The following is a 17,778-nucleotide window of genomic DNA, read 5'->3' on the forward strand; positions in this document are numbered from 1 at the left end:
TTGAAAAGAGTGTGCTTAGAAGTTGGCGCCGAAGCTCAAGGCGACAAAGTCGCGGTCATCCACGGTGCTGAACTTGCCACCAAAGAAGTTGGTGTACGCCAGGCTCGCGGTGTAGGTGTTCTGGTATTCGGCATCCAGACCCAGGCTGACCGCCTTGCGACCTTCTTCAAAGTTGCCGCCAGGGCCTGGCGAGTAACCTTTGACGTCATGGGACCAGGCCACGTTGGGCTTGAGGTTCACGCCCGCGAACACGTCCGGGTATTCCCAGATGGCACGGGCGCGGTAGCCCCAGGACGTTGCGGTGGTGTAGCCGTCGTTATTGCAGTTGGTGTTCAAGCCGGCAGCGTTGGGCAAGCCGGCGCCGTTGGCGGTGGAGTTGTTGAGGGCGTTGCAGAACCCACCTGGCAGCGTGCCTGGGCCGAACACCGGGTCGCGGCCGTAACGAGCCTGGGATTTACTTTCCAGGCCGCCCACGTGGGTCACGCCGATTTCACCGACGGTGGTGAGGCGACTGGCGCCCATGACCTGGTCGAAGAAGTGCGTGAAGGTGGTCTGGAACTGGGTGACTTCCTTGCGGTTGTAGCCGTGCAGGTCCTGGCCCGGCGTGCCCTTGAGCACGGACGCATTGCCAAAGCCTGGGATCGGCGTGACACCGGCGAACAGAATGTCAGTGGTGCTCAACTGCACCGGCGCATTCGGACGGTAGCTCAACTCACCGCTCCAGGCGGTGCCGGTAGGCAGGGTGGTGGAGAAGCTCAGGCCGTAGAGGCGGATATCTTCCGGGTACTCGACGAAGTAATTCGAGCTGCCCGCCACGATCAACGGCCGCAAGGCCCCCAGTGGCCCCAGCGGACGCGTGTAGGCCGCCGATGGCGCGCCCTGCGCACTGAAGATCGGCGCACGGCTGTGGTAGTTCATGAAGTAGGCGCCGAATTCAGTATCCAGCGGTTCGAAGTTGTAGCGCATGGCCACGCCGAACTGGCCGCTGTCGCGTGCATCACGGTCCGGCCCACGGCGCACCAGTACGCCTTCGCTGTTGACGTCCACACCCAAGGCCCCCAGGGTCGGCAGTGCAGCAGCAGGAATGGTGGAACGCTTGTTCAGTACCCGCAGGTTATTGCTGCAACCATCGGAGATCACGTCCGGCTGCGAGAAGAACGTGCCGCAGTTGTCAGTAACGGTCTGGTCCCACTCCAGCTGGTAAAACGCCTCGGCCGACAGGTTGTCGGTGAGCGACTGGGACACGTAGAACATGTTCACCGGGATCAAGCCTTCCTTGATCTCGGCCCCCGGACGACGAAACGCCGACACGTCGATCGGGTTGATGGAGTTGATGCCGCCACCGATGAAGGTACTTTCGCCCCAGCTCACCACCTGCTTACCAAAACGCACGGAACCCGGCGCATCGGCAATCGAGTAGTTGTGGTAGACGAAGGCGTCGAGAATCTGCCCGCCCGAAGACTTGGCGCCTTCCTTGCGGTTGTTGTCGCTGATGTCCTTGAACGGACGGCTTTCGTCCTTGAGTTCGAAGTCGTACCAGTACTTGCCCCGCACAAACACACCGGTGTCGCCGTACTTCAGTTCCAGGTCGTGGATGCCCTTGAAGATCTTCGAGAAGGTCTCGCCGCGCTTGAAGTTCAGGTGGCCGTCATCGGAGGTCTGGGACAGGCCCTTGCCGCCGTTGTTGGCACCGATCAGGTCACGATTGGGTTTGGCTGTGGACCAGCTAGCGCCCACGGAAAGCGACGAGTCAAAGCTCCCTTCGATTTCACCAATGTTGAAACTGACGCCGAATGCCGGCCCGGCGAGCGTAGAAGCGAGGCTGACGGCCAGGGGCAGTCTTGCCCGGCGCCAGAACTGGTTTACTGAGGTCATCGACGCTACTCCATGTGCATATTTTATTGTTATGGCAGTGAGCCCTTTCTTCAGATGTAACGGCCGGGATACAACGATTCCAATGCCGCATCGCCACCGAGCCTCCATGGCTCGAAGCGCAACATCCGCGAAAAACTCTGAAAGGGACTATAGCCAGAGGGGGGTAGTGCTTGATCCCTCTAAAGTGTGATTTGCATCACCAACCTGTCTGCCACAACCCTTTCGCCACGCCGACGAAGGTCGACGCGGGAAGGATGGCTGAAATTCGGCAAATCACAAGTAAAGGCTTGATATAGAGCATTGCCGCGCCCGAACGGACGCGGCGAGAGGGTTTAGAGCGTGGAGAGGAACGTGCTGTTGTTGGCCTGCCACTCGATGATGTCGACACGGATACGTTTCTTGTCGAGCTTGCCGACACTGGTCTTGGGAATTTCAGTAACAACGGCGATCTGGCTCGGGATCGCCCACTTGCTCAAATGCCCCAGCTCGACAAAAGGCTTGAGGTGCTCCTTGAGCTCTCGCGCGTCGATCACCTGCCCTTCGCGCACCACCAACAACGCGAAGGGGCGCTCGCCCCATTGCGGATCGGCAATGCCCACCACCGCCACTTCCCGTACCGCCGGATGACGGCTGACCAGGTCTTCCAGAGCTAGGGAAGAGATCCATTCGCCGCCGGTCTTGATCACATCCTTGATGCGGTCGCGGATATCAATCACGCCGAAGGCATCCAGCGTGGCCACATCACCGGTGTGCAACCAACCACCGGCCCAGAGTTCGGCGCCCTTTTGCGGCTCTTTGTAGTAACCCTCGGTGAGCCACGGCGCGCGCAGCACCAGTTCGCCCTGGGTTTCGCCATCGGCGGGCAGGAAACGACCGTCGGTGTCCATGATTGCCGCCTCAACCAACGGCCCCGGCACACCGGCCTTGATGCGGTAGGTGGTGCGCTCATCTTCGCTGCCAGCCATCAGCTCTTCGTTGAGGTGAGCACAAGACACCAGCGGCCCGGTCTCGGACATACCATACGCGGCGGTCAGTTGAATGCCCCGAGCCTTGGCGACTTCGTACAACGAGCGGTTGAGGGCGCTGCCACCGATGACGATTTTCCAACCGCCGAAATCCACGTTCTGCGCAGCCTTGGCGTTGAGCACCATTTGCAGGATGGTCGGCACACAGTGGGAGAACGTCACCTTCTCCTTGCGCCACAGCTCCACCAGATATTCCGGGTCGTAGCGGCCGGGGTACACCTGTTTGAGCCCGAGCATGGTCGCCACATACGGCAAGCCCCAGGCGTGTACGTGGAACATCGGCGTGATCGGCATGTACACGTCGTTGGTGCCCAGCAGCCGCACGCTGTCGACGCAGCCCATGATGGTCGCCACGCCAATGGTGTGCAGCACCAGTTGCCGGTGGGTGAAGTACACACCTTTAGGGTTACCGGTGGTGCCGGTGGTATAGAAGGTGGTGGCGACCGAGTTTTCGTCAAAATCCTCGAAGTCATAGCTGGGGCTGGCGGCGGCCAGCAGGGTTTCGTACTCACCGACAAGATTGGGTAGCTCGGCGGTGTGGGTGTCACCATCGGTAATCAACAAGGTCTTGTCGACAGTAGTGAGCTGCCCGGCAATCGCCTGGTAGAGCCCCACGAACTCACTGTTGACCAGCACAAAGCGGTCTTCGGCGTGGTTCATGGTGTACAGAATCTGTTCCGGCGACAGCCGCACGTTGATGGTGTGGATCACCGCGCCAATCATCGGGATGGCGAACATGCACTCCAGGTAACGGTGACTGTCCCAGTCCATCACCGCCACCGTGTCACCGGCCTTGACCCCGGCTTCGGTCAGCACATTGGCCAGGCGCGCGACGCGCTCGATCAGCGTGGGGTAGCTGTAGCGCAGCTTGTCGCGGTAGATAATTTCCCGGGTCTTCTCGTAGCGAGTCCCGGACATCAACAGGCGCTTGATCAACAGCGGATACTGGTACGCACCTTCGGCGGGCGGGATAACACGGGTCTGCAACATAAGAATCCCTTTAATGACTGCACGGTCTTGACTTGAAGACCTGCACTGTAGAGGGCTTATGTTTCAGCCAAATCAGCCAAAGGAATGATTTGCAGGGGCCAGTAAATGCTAGCGTTGCGCCACTATCTGGACATCATAGCGCTCCAGCAATCGACAGTAACCACGATGCGAAGCGAGTCGCTCTTGATCTTGCTCTTGATCTGCTTTTGATCTTAGGCGCCCCGTTAAACCACGCTGGCCGGAATTCGACAGGGATTTGGGGGGTAAACCGGCAGGGATGCCGGTTTAGCCGCCCCGCGCCATGGATGGCGCGTGGCGGCGGCCCCCCAAATCACTGGCGAATTACGGGCACACCGAGCCTAAGCGAGGTGCCGAGTGGTGGGGCAAGAGCCCTTTGGTTACTTTGGGGCTTTTCCAAAGTGACCCGCCGTCAGGGCGGAACCCTAGGTGGCCGTTACCGCAGGAATGGATATGTACTCGGTATAACTGTGTTAGCTGCCAGGCAGCCTTCGCGAGCAAGCCCGCTCCCACAGTTGGATCGTGGGGCGCCAGGTAGGTAGGTGTCGGATGGCAGGCCGTCATCGCAGGCAAGCCAGCTCCCACATTTTGTCCCTGGCCGCTTGAATGAACGCGCTTACTTCATGCTAGTGAAGGCCAACTTCACCCCAATGGCAATCAACACCGCGCCCATGGTCCGATCAAACCAATGACCCATCTTTGCAAACCCGGCCCGAACGCGTTGCTGGCTGAACAGCATGGCCACCAGGCAAAACCACAACGCCGTCGCCACCGCCAGGTACACCCCATAACCGGCCTGCACCGCCAGCGGTGTGTGCGGGTTAATCACCACGGTAAACAACGACAGGAAAAACAGCGTGGCCTTGGGGTTCAAGCCATTGGTCACAAAGCCCGCAGTAAACGCGCCACGCGGCGTGCGCTCACCCGCTTCACGGTGCAACTCGCCCTCGGCCGCAGGCTTGGCCGGCTGGGCACGCAGGGCCTTGAAGCCGATGTACAGCAGGTACGCCGCGGCCGCCCACTTCAACGCATTGAACAGCACAATGGACTGGGACACGATCAAGCCGATACCCAGCAACGAGTACCCCACATGCAGGAAAATCGCCGAACCGACGCCCAGTGCCGTCCATGTGCCGGCGCGGCGGCCATGGGTGACACTCTCACGCACCACCACGGCGAAATCCGGGCCGGGGCTGGCCACCGCCAGCAAGTGAATCAAGGCTACGGTCAAAAACTCGGCGACGTACATGCTCACTCCATTAAGTAACTGATTATTTCATCTGATAGGCTCGGCAGATTACGCCTTCGAACCTCCTCGCAAAAGGTACAGTTGAGAATGAACAATCGCCGCGCCGTCTTCCTCGACCACCCTTCCCTGGACCTGGGTGACCTCGACCTCAGCGGTTTGCATGACTGCTTCAGCCAGTTGCAGCTGTTTGAACAGACCACGCCAGAAAATGTGCGGGAGCGCTTGCAGGGCGCCCATGTCGCCATCAGCAATAAAATCCCGCTCACGGCCCAAACCCTGGCCGCCTGCCCGGAGCTCAAGCTGATCCTGGTATCGGCCACCGGCACCAACAATATCGACCTTGAAGCTGCCCGTGCCCAGGGGATTACCGTGAGCAATTGCCAGGGCTATGGCACGCCGTCGGTGGCCCAGCACACGATCATGCTGTTGCTCAACCTCGCCACACGCTTGAAGGACTACCAACAGGATTTAGCCGCGGGCAAATGGCAGCAGGCCAAACAGTTTTGCCTGCTGGACCATCCAATCGTCGAACTGGAAGGCAAAACCCTCGGCCTGCTCGGCCATGGTGAACTGGGCAGTGCCGTGGCGCGCCTGGCTGAAGCGTTTGGCATGCGTGTGGTGCTCGGCGCGATACCTGGGCGCCCAGCCCGCGCCGACCGTGTGCCGCTGGATCAATTGCTGACCCAGGTCGATGCGCTGACCCTGCATTGCCCACTCAACGAGCACACCCGCGACTTTATCGGCGCTCGTGAACTGGCGTTGCTCAAGCCTGGCGCGTTTATCGTCAACACCGCACGCGGTGGTTTGATCAATGAACAGGCCCTGGCCGACGCGCTGCGCAGTGGTCACCTTGGCGGCGCGGCGACTGACGTGCTGAGTGTCGAGCCGCCAGTCACGGGTAATCCGCTGCTGGCTGAAGACATTCCACGCTTGATCGTCACGCCCCACAACGCCTGGGGCAGTCGCGAAGCACGCCAGCGCATCGTCGGCCAACTCACGGAAAACGCCCTGGGCTTTTTCAGCGGCGCCCCGCTGCGCGTCGTCAGTTGATAAACTGCGCCCCTTTTCAAGGAGCAGACTATGGATCCGCGCAGTGAAGTACTGCTTCGCCAGGCCGAACTTTTTCAAGGCAACCTGCTGCTCGTAGGTTTGCCTGCCGACGATTTGCTTGGGCGCCTGCCCAACGCCCACGGCTGGTGCTGGCATGCCGGTGACCAGGCGGCGCTCGATGCACGCTTCGCCGAACGCAGCCGGTTTGGCGTGAATGTCCCCGAGCGCGCCTTTGATGCGGCGGTGATTTTCCTGCCCAAGTCCAAGGACCTCACCGACTACCTGCTCAACGCTGTGGCTGCGCGCCTGCCGGGTGCCGAGTTGTTTCTGGTGGGCGAGAAAAAGGGTGGTATCGAAAGCGCCGCCAAACAGATGGCTCCGTTCGGCAAACCGCGCAAGCTCGATAGCGCACGGCATTGCCAGTTGTGGCAGGTCACCGTCGCCAACGCGCCGCAAGCCGTTGCGCTTGAGAGCCTGGCGCAAGTTTTCGAGGTACCGCTGGCCGAAGGCCCACTGAAGGTCGTGAGCTTGCCAGGTGTGTTCAGCCATGGTCGCCTGGACCGCGGCACCGAGTTGTTGCTGGAGCACTTGGACAAACTGCCCAGCGGCAACCTGCTCGATTTCGGTTGCGGCGCCGGCGTATTGGGGGCGGCGGTCAAACGCCGCTACCCGCATAACACGGTGACGATGCTGGATGTGGATGCCTTCGCCGCCGCCAGCAGTCGCCTGACGCTGGCAGCGAACGGCCTGGAAGCCGAGGTGTTGACCGGTGACGGTATCGACGCAGCGCCCATGGGTTTGAACGCGATTTTGAGCAACCCGCCCTTTCACGTCGGTGTGCACACCGATTATTTCGCTACAGAGAACCTGCTGCGAAAAGCGGCGAAACACCTGGCAAAAGGTGGCGAACTTCGCTTGATCGCCAATAGCTTCCTGAAGTACCAACCTCTGATCGAAGAGCATTTGGGCATCTGCGCAATCAAGGCCGAAGGCAATGGTTTTCGCATCTACCGTGCCAAGCGCCCCTGATGGGCGTTTGAAAAAGAACGCTTGCCGAATGGGTTTTGCCTAGGCAGAATCCGCAGCGTCCTAGGGGAGTAGTCTCCCACGAGCGCCATGCTCGTCCGGCATACGTCAACATACTTGGTCAGCAGACCATGGCGTATGCGACCCAGGAGTCCGCACAGACGGACCGGGGTTTGACAAGACCTATGACACGCACACCTTACCCGGGGCGGGAAGGCTGTACGTGTCATAGCCGTGTCGACCCGCCCCTGGAAACTACCTGATGCTGGATTCACTACTCGTTCCTACCGCAATCGTTGCCTTGGCCGAAATCGGCGACAAGACGCAACTGCTCGCACTCATCCTTGCTGCTCGCTTTCGCAAGCCCTGGCCGATCATCGCTGGCATCGTCGCCGCGACCCTGGCCAACCATGCGGCGGCCGGTGCCGTGGGCGCCTGGTTCGGGAGTTTCTTCTCGGATGCGGTGCTGCACTGGATCCTCGCCGCAAGCTTCTGCGCCACAGCGCTGTGGACCCTGGTGCCGGACAAACTCGATGATGACGAAGCCAGTACTACCCGTAAGTTCGGGCCCTTCCTGACCACTCTGATTGCGTTCTTCCTCGCCGAAATCGGCGACAAGACCCAGATCGCCACGGTGATGCTGGCGGCGCAATACCCGGAACTGTGGCTGGTGATTATCGGTACCACCCTGGGCATGTTGATTGCCAACGTGCCGGTGGTGCTGGCGGGGAATTTTGCCGCGGATAAACTGCCGCTGACCTTGATTCGTCGCTTGGCGGCTACGGCGTTCTTCGTGCTGGCGATTATTGCGGTGTACAAGGCCATGCAAAGCAGCGGTTGGATCTAAGCCGAACACTGCCTGTAGGAGCGAGCTTGCTCGCGAAAAACGTCAACGATAACGCGGACTGCCTGAATAAACGCGGCGCCGGTGAGTTTTTCGCGAGCAAGCTCGCTCCTACAAGATCAGGATTTTTTGGCCTGCTGGTAAAGCGGCATGACCTTCGGGATCGCCGCCTGCAACGACGCGATGCGGCTGTCGGAAGCCGGGTGAGTGCTCATAAATTCTGGCGGTGCGCCTTCCGAAGCCTTGGCCATCTTGTTCCACAGCGTGATCGCCGCGTTCGGGTTGTAGCCAGCGCGGGCGGCCAGTTCCAGGCCGATCAGGTCGGCTTCGTTTTCATTGCTGCGGCTGTTGGGCAAGGTCATGCCGTAGTTGGCCACGGTATCGGCCAGTGCCAGGCTGTCCTGGCCGAGACCGAATATCGCCCCGGCGCCCTGCTTGGCCATCTGGATACCGTAGGCCTTAGACATGGCTTCGCGGCCGTGTTCACGCAAGGCGTGGGCGATTTCATGGCCCATGACCGCAGCCAGTTCGTCATCGGTGAGCTTGAGGTTGTCGATCAAGCCGCTGTACACCAGGATCTTGCCGCCAGGCCCGCAGTTGGCGTTCATCTCATCGCTTTTGATCAGGTTTACGTCCCAGTTCCACTGGGCTGCATCCGCACGGAAGGTCGGAGCCTGGGCGATCAGGCGCTTGGCAATGGCCTGCACACGCTTGGCGTTGGCGCTGGTCTTGTCCAACACCCCTTTGCTGCTGGCTTCACCCAGGGTCTGCTGATAAGACTGGGCATACATCTGGTCGACTTCCTGACTCGACAGCATGCTGAACATGTACTGCTTGCGCTCTACCCCAACGGCGCCGCCGCTGGTGGTATTGACCGACTGACAACCCGCCAGCAGCATCGCTGCAACCAAACCGCTTACCACCAATGACTTCTTCATGAACACGCTCCCTGAAAACATGGCGCGTATCGTAGGCGGTCATTTGTATCTGCGCCAGATACACAAGACGTTTAACCGCTGAATTTCAGATATATCCGAACGTGGAACGACTGACAAAGCTCACGCCGGGGTCAGGCACTCAGGCCCGTTGAGCTTCGGATCGTTGACCATATTGGCCAGCACCCGCTCGCGCAACACGGCAGGTTCAGCCGCCAGCATGCCCTGCAGCACATGAAGCGGGGTCTCGGGGTCGAGCCAGGCGGCCTGCCCTGCCGCGTCCAGGATCAATGGCCGGCGCTGACTTTGCGCTGCTTGGGTAATCACCGCCGTGCTCAGCCATACCTGCTCCTGCACCGGATACGCTTCCCACACTGCGGCAAAGAACAACGTGGAACCCTCCCCCGGTGTGAGCCAGTACGGGCGCTTGCGCTGGGTGCCGCGCCATTCATAAAAGCCATTGGCGGGCAGCAGGCATCGGCGCTGGCGGAAGGCTTCCCGGAACATCGGTTGTTCGGCCAGGGTTTCGGCGCGGGCGTGGGCCGGAGTGCGCGACAGGTCGGTGAGCCAGGGCGGCGTAAGGCCCCAGCGGGCACGCGCCAGGGTGAGCTGGCCCTCGCTCAGGCGCTGGATGAGCACCGAATCATTGGGGGAGATGTTCCACTGGGCCTGCTGGTCGGCGGGGAAGCCGGGCAAGGCAGCAAAGGCAGGGTTCCAGCGAAACAGGGCATAACGTCCACACATGGGGCAACACGACTCTTGGGGTAAACCGACTGACAGCCTAACAGACCAATACGTCGGGGAAGCTGTCGGGTTCGTCGCCGGGCAACGGTTGCGCGCCAATATAAGCGGTGATCAGCTCGCGGGCGCAGGCGGCCTGGTCGTTGTCGACCTCCAGCCCCAGCAAGCCGAATATCGGCAACTCGCCCGTGCCGCCGAGCAAATGGCGCCCCACCAGGTGCGCCTCGATGCCTTCACTGGCAAGCATCTGTTGGAGCAACTCGCCCTCCATGAGGTTTTCCGGTTCGTAGATTCGCTGCATGGGCGTACCTGTTATTCATTTTCGCTGCGGGTTTCAAGCATCCACTCTTCACCATGAACTTGCAGGTCGAACGTGATCGGCCGGCAACACACTTGGCAGTCTTCTATATAGGTCTGGTCCCCGCCAGACAAATCCACCGTTGTCTCGACCGCTTCGCCACAATAAGGACAATCGTACATCGCAGTTTCCAGCATCGCAGTCTCCCAGGTGACTTGTGCGTATAATCGCCGGTCTATTTACAGGGCTATTTCCGGCAGAGCCAGTTTACTCACGCCGCCCCTGCTATTTCCTTTACTTACCCTAGCCGTTTCTAACAAGAGAGCATGATGGGCGAATTCGATACCATCCGACCTTACAACGACAGCGAAGTCCCGGCAGTGCTGGCGCGTCTGTTCAGTGACAAGGCCTTTCTGGACATCCTGACCCACTTCCGCTTCCCGCGCTTTGCCGGCGCCCTGGGCTGGCTGCTCAAGCCGATGATCGCGCGCAAACTGCGCCGCGAGTTCGCCGGCGTCACCACCGTGGCCACGCTGCAGGACAAAGTCGAGTACTACGTCGACCACACCATTGACCGGGCGACCGACGGCGTGACCTATACCGGCGTCGAGCAGCTCAAATCCGGCACCGCTTATCTGTTTCTGGCCAACCACCGCGACATCGTGATGGACCCGGCCTTCGTCAACTACGCCGTGTACCACGCCGGGCTGCCGACGCCGCGCATCGCCATCGGCGACAACCTGCTGCAAAAGCCGTTTGTCAGCGACCTGATGCGCCTGAACAAGAGCTTCATCGTGCACCGTTCGATCACCGGGCGAAAGGAGAAGATGGCGGCTTACAACCTGCTGTCGGCCTACATCAACCATTCGATCCGCAACGACTGCCAGTCGATCTGGATCGCCCAGGCTGAAGGCCGGGCCAAGGATGGCGATGACCGGACCGAATCGGCGATCCTCAAGATGTTCCACGTCAGCCGCAAGGACGAGCCGTTTGCCGAGGTGATCCAGTCGTTGAACCTGACGCCGGTGTCCATCAGCTACGAATACGACCCTTGCGATGCCGCCAAGGCCCGCGAGCTGTATATCCGCGCCACCACCGGCACCTACACCAAGGCACCGGGCGAGGATGATGTGAGCATTGCCCTGGGCATTACCGGCTATAAAGGCCGGGTACACGTGAACTTTGCGCCGCCGATCACCGAGCGGTTTGAAGACACCAAGCTGCTGGCAGCGGAAATGGACCGGCAGATCCTGGGCGGCTATCGGTTGTTCCCGGTGCACTACTTGGCGTACGCGCAGTGGGATGATGCTGACCCGCAATTGCAGGTGCCCAAGGCGGCGGATGTGTTCCCGGCCGATGAGCTGGCCAAGGCCAAGGCGGAATGGGAGCGGCGCTTGAACGAGTGCCCGGCGGAGCACCGGCCTTACCTGGTGGTGCAGTATGCGACGCCGGTACGCAACCAATACCGAGTCAAGGCTGGGATCCCGCTGTAAACACCCAACCCAATAGGTGAGCAGGCTTGTGTGGGAGCTGGCTTGCCTGCGAAGACGGCCTAACAGTCAACACAGTTGGACCGGGTAAATATCCATTATTTAGGTAACGGCCACTTAAGGTTCCGCCCTGACGGCGGCTCACTTTTGAAAAGCCGGAATGCCGGCCCAGTCAAAAGTAAGCAAAACGCTCTTGCCCCACCACTCGGCACCTCGCTTGGGCTCGGTGTGCCCGTAATCCGCCAGTGATTTGGGGGGCCGCCGCCACGCGCCATCCATGGCGCGGGGCAGCTAAACCGGCATCCCTGCCGGTTTACCCCCCAAATCCCTGTCGAATTCCGGCCAGCGTGGTTTAACGGGGCGCCTAAGATCAAAAGCAGATCAAGAGCAAGATCAAGAGCGGCTCGCTTCGCATCGTGGTTACCGTTTGCTGCGACAGCCTACAGAGTTGTGTAGATACTATGCTGCGATAGCGGTGGTTCAGTTAAAAATTCACTAGCTGACACACCGCATTCGCGGGCAAGCCCGCTCCCACATTGGGTTTTGCAGTGGAATTAGAGGTGGGTGCTGAGCCAGGAGATGGCCAGGGCCAGGCCAAGGCAGGCGAACCCGACGCGGTACGCCAGGCGATGCGCCCGTTCGGTGCGCGTATCCAGAAACAGCATCGGCTGGTCGATAGCGCGCTCTTCGCTGCGCAGGGCCAGGTCGGCCATCGCACGCTGGGCATGCAGGCGGGTGATGAACAGCACCCAGGCACCCGAGCAGGCAACCAACAGGGCAACAATATTAATGAGCAGTGCGGGCAGCGCCATCGCAAACCTCGGTGAATCAGTATTCGGGTATCGGTCCAGATACACACCTGAACGACAGTCGCCTCCTGCGCCTTTAATGCTCCTTCCCCATGGACGGCTAATGTATCCAGTAATTTACGCCGTCACCTGAACGTCACCTTAACAAGCCACTCTGTTGCCCTTCGACGCTTGAGGAGCTTGTCATGTTGCATGCGCAAAACCAGGATCGGCTGTACCTGATCGCCCAGAGCGAGGAACAGGAGGCGTTGATCGGCAGCCTCGCGTTCAATGTTCAGGACCGCCATTGGCTGGTGTATTGCGCCCTCGGCGGGCACCAGCATGCCGACCTGCCGGAGCTGGATTTGCTCACCGGTGTGAGCATGCTGGACTTTTATGTCGATACGGCGGCATGACCAAACGCCAGGCACAAAAAAACCGGGCTCAGCGATGAGCCCGGTTTTTTGTGTGCGGCTTATTGCGCGCTGAGCAGTTGACCGATGCTTGGGTCCTTGAACAGGCGGGTCAAGGCATCGCTGAGCACGTCGCTGACCAGCTTGGTGTTGGTTTCCTGGTTGGGCGACATGCCGAAACGCTGGTTGAGCGAGGCAGCGTAGCGGCCGCTGTAGCGGCGGGTACCGGCGCTGACGTCAGACTTGAAAGTGGCGCCGATGGAAGCCTCGGTCACGTACAAGCCGTCTTTGGGCGACTGGTATTTCAGCTCGGCCAGGGTCACGGTCAGTTGCGGCACGCCTGGTGAGTTGGTCGGCGTAAAGCCCAACAAACGCACGGCGGCTTCAGCCTGGGCCTGCAACTTGGGCAGCACATCCTGGCCGGTCACCGAAATCAGTGCGGTCTCAGGGTACAGGCCGCCACGCGAGCCCAGGGTTGGCGACGGACGACCGTCGACCACGCGCACCGACACCGGCTGGCCGTGGCCTACCGCAGCCAACGGCGCGGTGACTTTAGGTTGCGGGCTGAGTTGTTGCGGGCTGTTGGCGCAGCCGACAAGGGTCAAACTGGTCACAGTGATCAAACCGAACAACAGGCGTTGCAACATCGCATTTCTCCAGGACTAGGTGCAGACAGGTCGCCAGTATAACGGTGCACGCGCGCCACTCACCAGCGATCCTGAACGGCGGCTGAAGCCCCTGCGCAAATTACAAATTCGCATAAATTCGTCACCCCAGTGTCATGCCACACTGGCAACCTTCAAGCATGTAACACACCAGGTACACAGCCATGCGCCTTCTCAAGACCCTGTTCATGTCGCACGCCCGTCATCGCCACTTTGCCCTGCTCGATGCCCACGGTCATTGCCTGGCCTTCAAGCAATGCAGCCTGCCGCCCGTCGGTGAAGGCTGGGTGGAAGTGACCGAGACTCACCTGGGCTGGATGCACCGTCCACTGCCGGCCAGCGCCCGGGTCAGCCCGCAGGTTTTTCGCCCACGGCACCGGCAAGCGTTGGCCTCCTGACCGGCGCCCTAATAAAAGTCATAAAACACGCCCATTTCCCTGGCGTTCTTCGCTACAATCTCCCCCCGATTATAAGGACGTCTCCTGATCGGGCCTCGCAGCACCGTTAATGCCCAGGCATTAGCCCCAAAATCGCCCACAGAGAGCCGCCCACACAGATCGAGTGAAGCTGGCGTGCTTGCTGTTTCCTTTGCAAACCACCCCGTCTTTTATCGAATCTGCCAGAGCTGCCATTGCGCTCGGCCACTTGAGTTGTTTGCCCGTTTTGCCGCGTGTCGGCAGAGGTTTGCGGGCCAGGTGCCAGGCTGGGGCAGCCCTTTTTTGAGGTTCACGTCTTCAAAAGAGCGTGAAAAAACGGGTTTTCACAACTTCACAAGAGTGTGGCGAGCAAATGAATAGTTTGGCGTTTGTACAAGCACCATCAGCGTCTGGAACAGCCCCATTACACAGGACCGAGCACGCCTCAAAAACCGGAGCTTGAGCCTGTCCGCTACGGATTGGTTGCACGAATCGCACGCTTTGACCATAAGTCGAATTGCCACAGGCGCCCATGAATGCGTTCATAGGCAGATTAGCCCGGCAGGAAGCGTGTGCTGAAGTTGCAAAGAATTGCGAATCGGACATGGCGATCCTGGCCATGGGTAACCTGGGGCAACACGTGAACCGCCCCGTCACTCCTGGCAGCCATGCCGACAATTTGGTGCTGCAGATTTTGGAGACGCGTTAAATGGCGCATAACGAAGCAGTCGACGTAGTACTGGTAGGGGCCGGCATCATGAGTGCCACCCTGGCCGTACTGCTCAAAGAGCTCGACCCCGGCCTCACGCTGGAAGTCGTTGAGCTGATGGATTCGGGTGCCGCGGAGAGTTCCAACCCGTGGAACAACGCCGGTACCGGCCACGCGGGGCTGTGTGAGCTGAACTACACGCCGCAGGCCGCCGATGGTTCCATCGACATCAAGAAAGCCGTGCACATCAACACCCAGTTCGAGGTGTCGAAACAGTTCTGGGCTTACCTGACCAAGAAGGGCACCTTTGGCTCGTCCAAGTCGTTCATCAGCCCGGTGCCGCACCTGAGCTTCGTGCAGGGCGACAAAGGCGTGTCTTTCCTCAAGAAGCGCTTTGAGACCCTCAGCCAGCACCACGCGTTTTCGGACATGCACTACACCGAAGACCGCAGTGAAATGGCCGAGTGGATGCCGCTGATGATGCCCGGCCGCCCGCTCGACGAAAAAATCGCCGCCACCCGCGTGATGAACGGCACCGACGTCAACTTCGGCGCCCTGACCAACCAACTGCTCAGCCACCTGACCAGTTCGCCAGACGCCCAGGTCAAGTACTGCAAGCGCGTGACCGGCCTCAAGCGCAACGGCGCGGGCTGGACCGTGAGCATCAAGGACGTCAACAGCGGCAACAGCCGTGACGTCGACGCCAAGTTCGTGTTCCTCGGCGCTGGCGGCGCGGCACTGCCGTTGCTGCAGGCCTCGGGCATCGAAGAGAGCAAAGGCTTCGGCGGCTTCCCGGTGAGCGGCCAGTGGCTGCGTTGCGACAACCCGGAAGTTGTCAAGCAGCACCAGGCCAAGGTCTACAGCCAGGCTGCCGTGGGCTCGCCACCGATGTCCGTGCCGCACCTGGACACCCGCGTAGTGGATGGCAAGAAATCCCTGCTGTTCGGGCCATACGCCGGTTTCACCACCAAGTTCCTCAAGCACGGCTCGTTCCTTGACTTGCCGATGTCGATTCGCGCCGGCAACATCGGCCCGATGCTGGCCGTGGCCCGCGACAACATGGACCTGACCAAGTACTTGGTCAGCGAAGTGCGTCAGTCCATGGAGCAGCGTTTGGAATCCCTGCGTCGCTTCTACCCCGAGGCGAAAGCCGAAGACTGGCGCCTGGAAGTGGCCGGCCAGCGCGTACAGATCATCAAGAAAGACCCGAAGAAAGGCGGCGTGCTGCAATTTGGCACAGAGCTGGTCGCAGCCAAGGACGGTTCCCTTGCGGCCCTGTTGGGCGCCTCTCCAGGCGCCTCGGTGACCGTATCGATCATGCTCGAGCTGATCGAGCGTTGCTTCCCGGAAAAAGCCGCCGGTGAATGGGCCACCAAGCTGCACGAGATCTTCCCGGCACGCGAGAAAGTGCTGGAAACGGACGCCGAGCTGTATCGCAAGATCAACACGCAAAACAACATCAGCCTTGAGCTGGTGGACCCTGTAGGAGCGAGCTCGCTCGCGAAAAACGTCAACGATAACGCAGCGCAAGTGGATTAACGCAGCGCTCTCAGGTTCTTCGCGAGCAAGCTCGCTCCTACAGGTAAAAGCAAAACGCCCCGGGCTCTTATGAGGCCGGGGCGTTTTTTTGTGGCTCGGATAATCAGCCGCGGGCGTTGTCGATCAGCTCGATGTATTCGGCGGCGTTGCGCTGGTCCTTGATCAGGTCGACGAAGGTCTGGCCATGCTCGTCCTGGCCATCCAGGTCCAGGCCTGCTTCTTTGAAAAAGCCCAGGAAACGCTCGAAGTCGTCGATACGCAGGCCGCGATAAGCCTTGATCAGTTTGTGCAGGGACGGCGACGTCGCATCAACCGGCTCGAAGTCCAGGAACAACTTGATCTGGTCGTCACCGATTTCGTCGCCAATCACCTGTTTCTTATCTTTACGCATTACCGACTCCAGCCTGCAGACATTTACACGGGGTTTGAAGTCTACCTGCGCGACGCCGGATGTGGGAGGGGGCTTGCCCTAATACCTGTAGGAGCGAGCTTGCTCGCGAAAAACTCAAAGGCGTCGCGTTTATTCAGGAAGCACGCGTTAGCGTTGACGTTTTTCGCGAGCAAGCTCGCTCCTACATCTGGATTTCAGCCGAACTGGGCAAGCATCCAGCGATGATACTCCGCCATCCCGTCTTCGCCTTCGCGGGGCGCCCAGTCGGCCAGTTCACCTTCACCGACAGCGCGGTAAGGGCCAGCCTTGCATTCAAACATGATGCTGTCCGGCTCAAGCACCACCAGGCCGTGGAACACGCCGGGCGACAGGTCAACGCCCTGGCATTCCCCGCCCGCTTGCAATACACGCGTGCTCAACACCTCACCTGTCTCGCTGAAAATCAGGATACCCAGACGCCCTTTGAGCACCAGCAAGGTCTCAGCCTTATCGGCGCTCAGGTGACGGTGAGGCTGCACATAGGTGCTGGGCTGCAAACCAACCGCCATGCGATGACAAGGCTCTTGCATCTCATGGAAGTTAACGTTTTGACGGCCACGGGGATTGGCGGCCGCTTTCTCGGCCAACTCGGCAAACAGCGTCTGATCAAGAAAGCGGGCCATCGATTACATTCCTTTAACGGCGTAGATGCCATTGGCGTTACGCCAGTAGCCCTTGTAGTCCATGCCATACCCGAAGATATAACGGTCAACGCACGGCAGCCCGACAAAATCGGCTTTGAGCTCTGGGCGCGCCTTGCGGTCGTGGTCTTTGTCGATCAGCACGGCGGTGTGCACTTTGCGTGCGCCGGCATGTTTGCAGAAGTCGATGATCGCACCCAGGGTGTGACCTTCATCGAGAATGTCATCGATGATCAGCACATCGCGGTCGATGAACGACACTTCCGGCTTGGCCTTCCAGAACAAGTCGCCGCCGCTGGTCTCATTGCGATAGCGGGTGGCGTGCAGGTAAGAGGCTTCCAGTGGGAATTGCAGGTGGGTGAGCAATTTACCGGCGAAGATCAGGCCACCGTTCATCACACAAAAGACCACCGGGTTGGTGTCGGCCATTTCGCGGGTGATGTGCGCGCCGACCTTGGCGATCGCTGCTTCGACCTGCGCTTCGGTGTACAGGCAGTCAGCCTCGTGCATGATTTGACGGATATGCTCGAGATCAGCAGACATGGCGCTCTCCAAGGGGGTGCTGTGGCAAGAAAAGCGGGCGAAGGTACGCTTCTCGTGCGCTCCAATCAAGCCTTTATGGACTAACGTACTTGA

The 17,778-nt window shown here is 60.1% G+C and carries 19 protein-coding genes and 1 riboswitch; of the genes, 7 read left to right on the forward strand and 12 right to left on the reverse strand.

The features are described from left to right. Positions 1-15: 15 nt before the first annotated feature. The 3 genes from CRN80_RS03070 to CRN80_RS03085 all read right to left on the reverse strand — a co-directional run bounded on the left by CRN80_RS03070 (position 16) and on the right by CRN80_RS03085 (position 5,157). The gene (locus CRN80_RS03070; RefSeq protein WP_003188640.1) at positions 16-1,875 is read right to left on the reverse strand and encodes a DUF1302 domain-containing protein; all 1,860 of its coding nucleotides are present in this window, start codon (positions 1,873-1,875) and stop codon (positions 16-18) included. A gap of 332 nt (positions 1,876-2,207) precedes the next feature. Beyond that, positions 2,208-3,890: a fatty acid--CoA ligase gene (locus tag CRN80_RS03075; RefSeq protein WP_098949552.1), complete on the reverse strand. Its 1,683-nt coding sequence runs from the start codon at positions 3,888-3,890 to the stop codon at positions 2,208-2,210. Between the two features lie 634 nt (positions 3,891-4,524). After that, the gene (locus tag CRN80_RS03085; protein WP_014716957.1) at positions 4,525-5,157 is read right to left on the reverse strand and encodes a LysE family translocator; all 633 of its coding nucleotides are present in this window, start codon (positions 5,155-5,157) and stop codon (positions 4,525-4,527) included. An 87-nt stretch (positions 5,158-5,244) separates the two neighbouring features. On the opposite strand from CRN80_RS03085, the gene CRN80_RS03090 reads away from it, so the two are divergent. The 3 genes from CRN80_RS03090 (at position 5,245) to CRN80_RS03100 (ending at position 8,080) form a co-directional block, all read left to right on the forward strand. Continuing rightward, the gene (locus CRN80_RS03090; RefSeq protein ID WP_098949554.1) at positions 5,245-6,207 is read left to right on the forward strand and encodes a 2-hydroxyacid dehydrogenase; all 963 of its coding nucleotides are present in this window, start codon (positions 5,245-5,247) and stop codon (positions 6,205-6,207) included. 30 nt (positions 6,208-6,237) lie between these two features. Then, positions 6,238-7,236, forward strand: a complete 999-nt coding sequence (locus CRN80_RS03095) for a class I SAM-dependent methyltransferase (protein WP_098949555.1) — start codon at positions 6,238-6,240, stop codon at positions 7,234-7,236. 51 nt (positions 7,237-7,287) lie between these two features. Further along, positions 7,288-7,407, forward strand: a riboswitch (yybP-ykoY riboswitch). Between the two features lie 88 nt (positions 7,408-7,495). Then, a complete protein-coding gene (locus CRN80_RS03100) occupies positions 7,496-8,080 on the forward strand; it encodes a TMEM165/GDT1 family protein (RefSeq protein ID WP_032893536.1) in 585 nt (194 codons plus the stop codon). A 116-nt stretch (positions 8,081-8,196) separates the two neighbouring features. Here CRN80_RS03100 and CRN80_RS03105 read toward each other — a convergent pair whose 3' ends face one another. The 4 genes from CRN80_RS03105 to CRN80_RS03120 all read right to left on the reverse strand — a co-directional run bounded on the left by CRN80_RS03105 (position 8,197) and on the right by CRN80_RS03120 (position 10,248). Next, positions 8,197-9,015, reverse strand: a complete 819-nt coding sequence (locus CRN80_RS03105) for a M48 family metallopeptidase (protein WP_014716953.1) — start codon at positions 9,013-9,015, stop codon at positions 8,197-8,199. A gap of 120 nt (positions 9,016-9,135) precedes the next feature. Beyond that, positions 9,136-9,756 (reverse strand): SOS response-associated peptidase, encoded by a 621-nt coding sequence (locus CRN80_RS03110; RefSeq protein ID WP_098949556.1) that lies wholly within the window; start codon positions 9,754-9,756, stop codon positions 9,136-9,138. A gap of 37 nt (positions 9,757-9,793) precedes the next feature. Beyond that, a complete protein-coding gene (locus tag CRN80_RS03115) occupies positions 9,794-10,054 on the reverse strand; it encodes a putative signal transducing protein (RefSeq protein ID WP_032893538.1) in 261 nt (86 codons plus the stop codon). An 11-nt stretch (positions 10,055-10,065) separates the two neighbouring features. Then, the gene (locus CRN80_RS03120; RefSeq protein ID WP_003188623.1) at positions 10,066-10,248 is read right to left on the reverse strand and encodes a CPXCG motif-containing cysteine-rich protein; all 183 of its coding nucleotides are present in this window, start codon (positions 10,246-10,248) and stop codon (positions 10,066-10,068) included. Positions 10,249-10,380: 132 nt separating this feature from the next. Between CRN80_RS03120 and CRN80_RS03125 the strand changes: the two genes are divergently transcribed. Continuing rightward, positions 10,381-11,544 (forward strand): 1-acyl-sn-glycerol-3-phosphate acyltransferase, encoded by a 1,164-nt coding sequence (locus CRN80_RS03125; protein ID WP_169918655.1) that lies wholly within the window; start codon positions 10,381-10,383, stop codon positions 11,542-11,544. 551 nt (positions 11,545-12,095) lie between these two features. On the opposite strand, the gene CRN80_RS03135 is transcribed toward CRN80_RS03125, so the two are convergent. Further along, positions 12,096-12,353: a hypothetical protein gene (locus CRN80_RS03135; protein WP_044271660.1), complete on the reverse strand. Its 258-nt coding sequence runs from the start codon at positions 12,351-12,353 to the stop codon at positions 12,096-12,098. Between the two features lie 182 nt (positions 12,354-12,535). Here CRN80_RS03135 and CRN80_RS03140 point away from each other — a divergent pair, with 182 nt between their 5' ends. Beyond that, entirely contained in the window at positions 12,536-12,745 is a 210-nt protein-coding gene (locus CRN80_RS03140; protein ID WP_003188620.1) for a hypothetical protein, read from the forward strand. Positions 12,746-12,804: 59 nt separating this feature from the next. Here the strand turns inward: CRN80_RS03140 and CRN80_RS03145 are convergent, their stop codons facing one another. Continuing rightward, positions 12,805-13,389, reverse strand: a complete 585-nt coding sequence (locus CRN80_RS03145) for a YajG family lipoprotein (protein WP_014716946.1) — start codon at positions 13,387-13,389, stop codon at positions 12,805-12,807. Between the two features lie 182 nt (positions 13,390-13,571). On the opposite strand from CRN80_RS03145, the gene CRN80_RS03150 reads away from it, so the two are divergent. Beyond that, positions 13,572-13,805, forward strand: a complete 234-nt coding sequence (locus tag CRN80_RS03150; protein ID WP_003188617.1) for a hypothetical protein — start codon at positions 13,572-13,574, stop codon at positions 13,803-13,805. A gap of 727 nt (positions 13,806-14,532) precedes the next feature. Beyond that, on the forward strand, positions 14,533-16,071 hold the full coding sequence (mqo, locus tag CRN80_RS03155) for a malate dehydrogenase (quinone) (protein WP_098949558.1): 1,539 nt from the start codon (positions 14,533-14,535) through the stop codon (positions 16,069-16,071). 103 nt (positions 16,072-16,174) lie between these two features. Here the strand turns inward: mqo and CRN80_RS03160 are convergent, their stop codons facing one another. The 3 genes from CRN80_RS03160 to CRN80_RS03170 all read right to left on the reverse strand — a co-directional run bounded on the left by CRN80_RS03160 (position 16,175) and on the right by CRN80_RS03170 (position 17,685). Beyond that, positions 16,175-16,462: a PA4642 family protein gene (locus CRN80_RS03160; protein WP_032893541.1), complete on the reverse strand. Its 288-nt coding sequence runs from the start codon at positions 16,460-16,462 to the stop codon at positions 16,175-16,177. A gap of 194 nt (positions 16,463-16,656) precedes the next feature. Further along, positions 16,657-17,124 carry a WbuC family cupin fold metalloprotein gene (locus CRN80_RS03165; protein ID WP_098949559.1) on the reverse strand — a complete coding sequence of 156 codons (468 nt, stop codon included), beginning with the start codon at positions 17,122-17,124 and terminating at the stop codon, positions 16,657-16,659. Positions 17,125-17,127: 3 nt separating this feature from the next. Beyond that, complete coding sequence (locus tag CRN80_RS03170) at positions 17,128-17,685, reverse strand: hypoxanthine-guanine phosphoribosyltransferase (protein ID WP_003188610.1); 558 nt, start codon at positions 17,683-17,685, stop codon at positions 17,128-17,130. Positions 17,686-17,778: the final 93 nt, after the last annotated feature.

The organism is Pseudomonas sp. FDAARGOS_380 (genome assembly GCF_002591235.1).
Taxonomy (GTDB): Bacteria; Pseudomonadota; Gammaproteobacteria; order Pseudomonadales; family Pseudomonadaceae; genus Aquipseudomonas; species Aquipseudomonas salmasensis.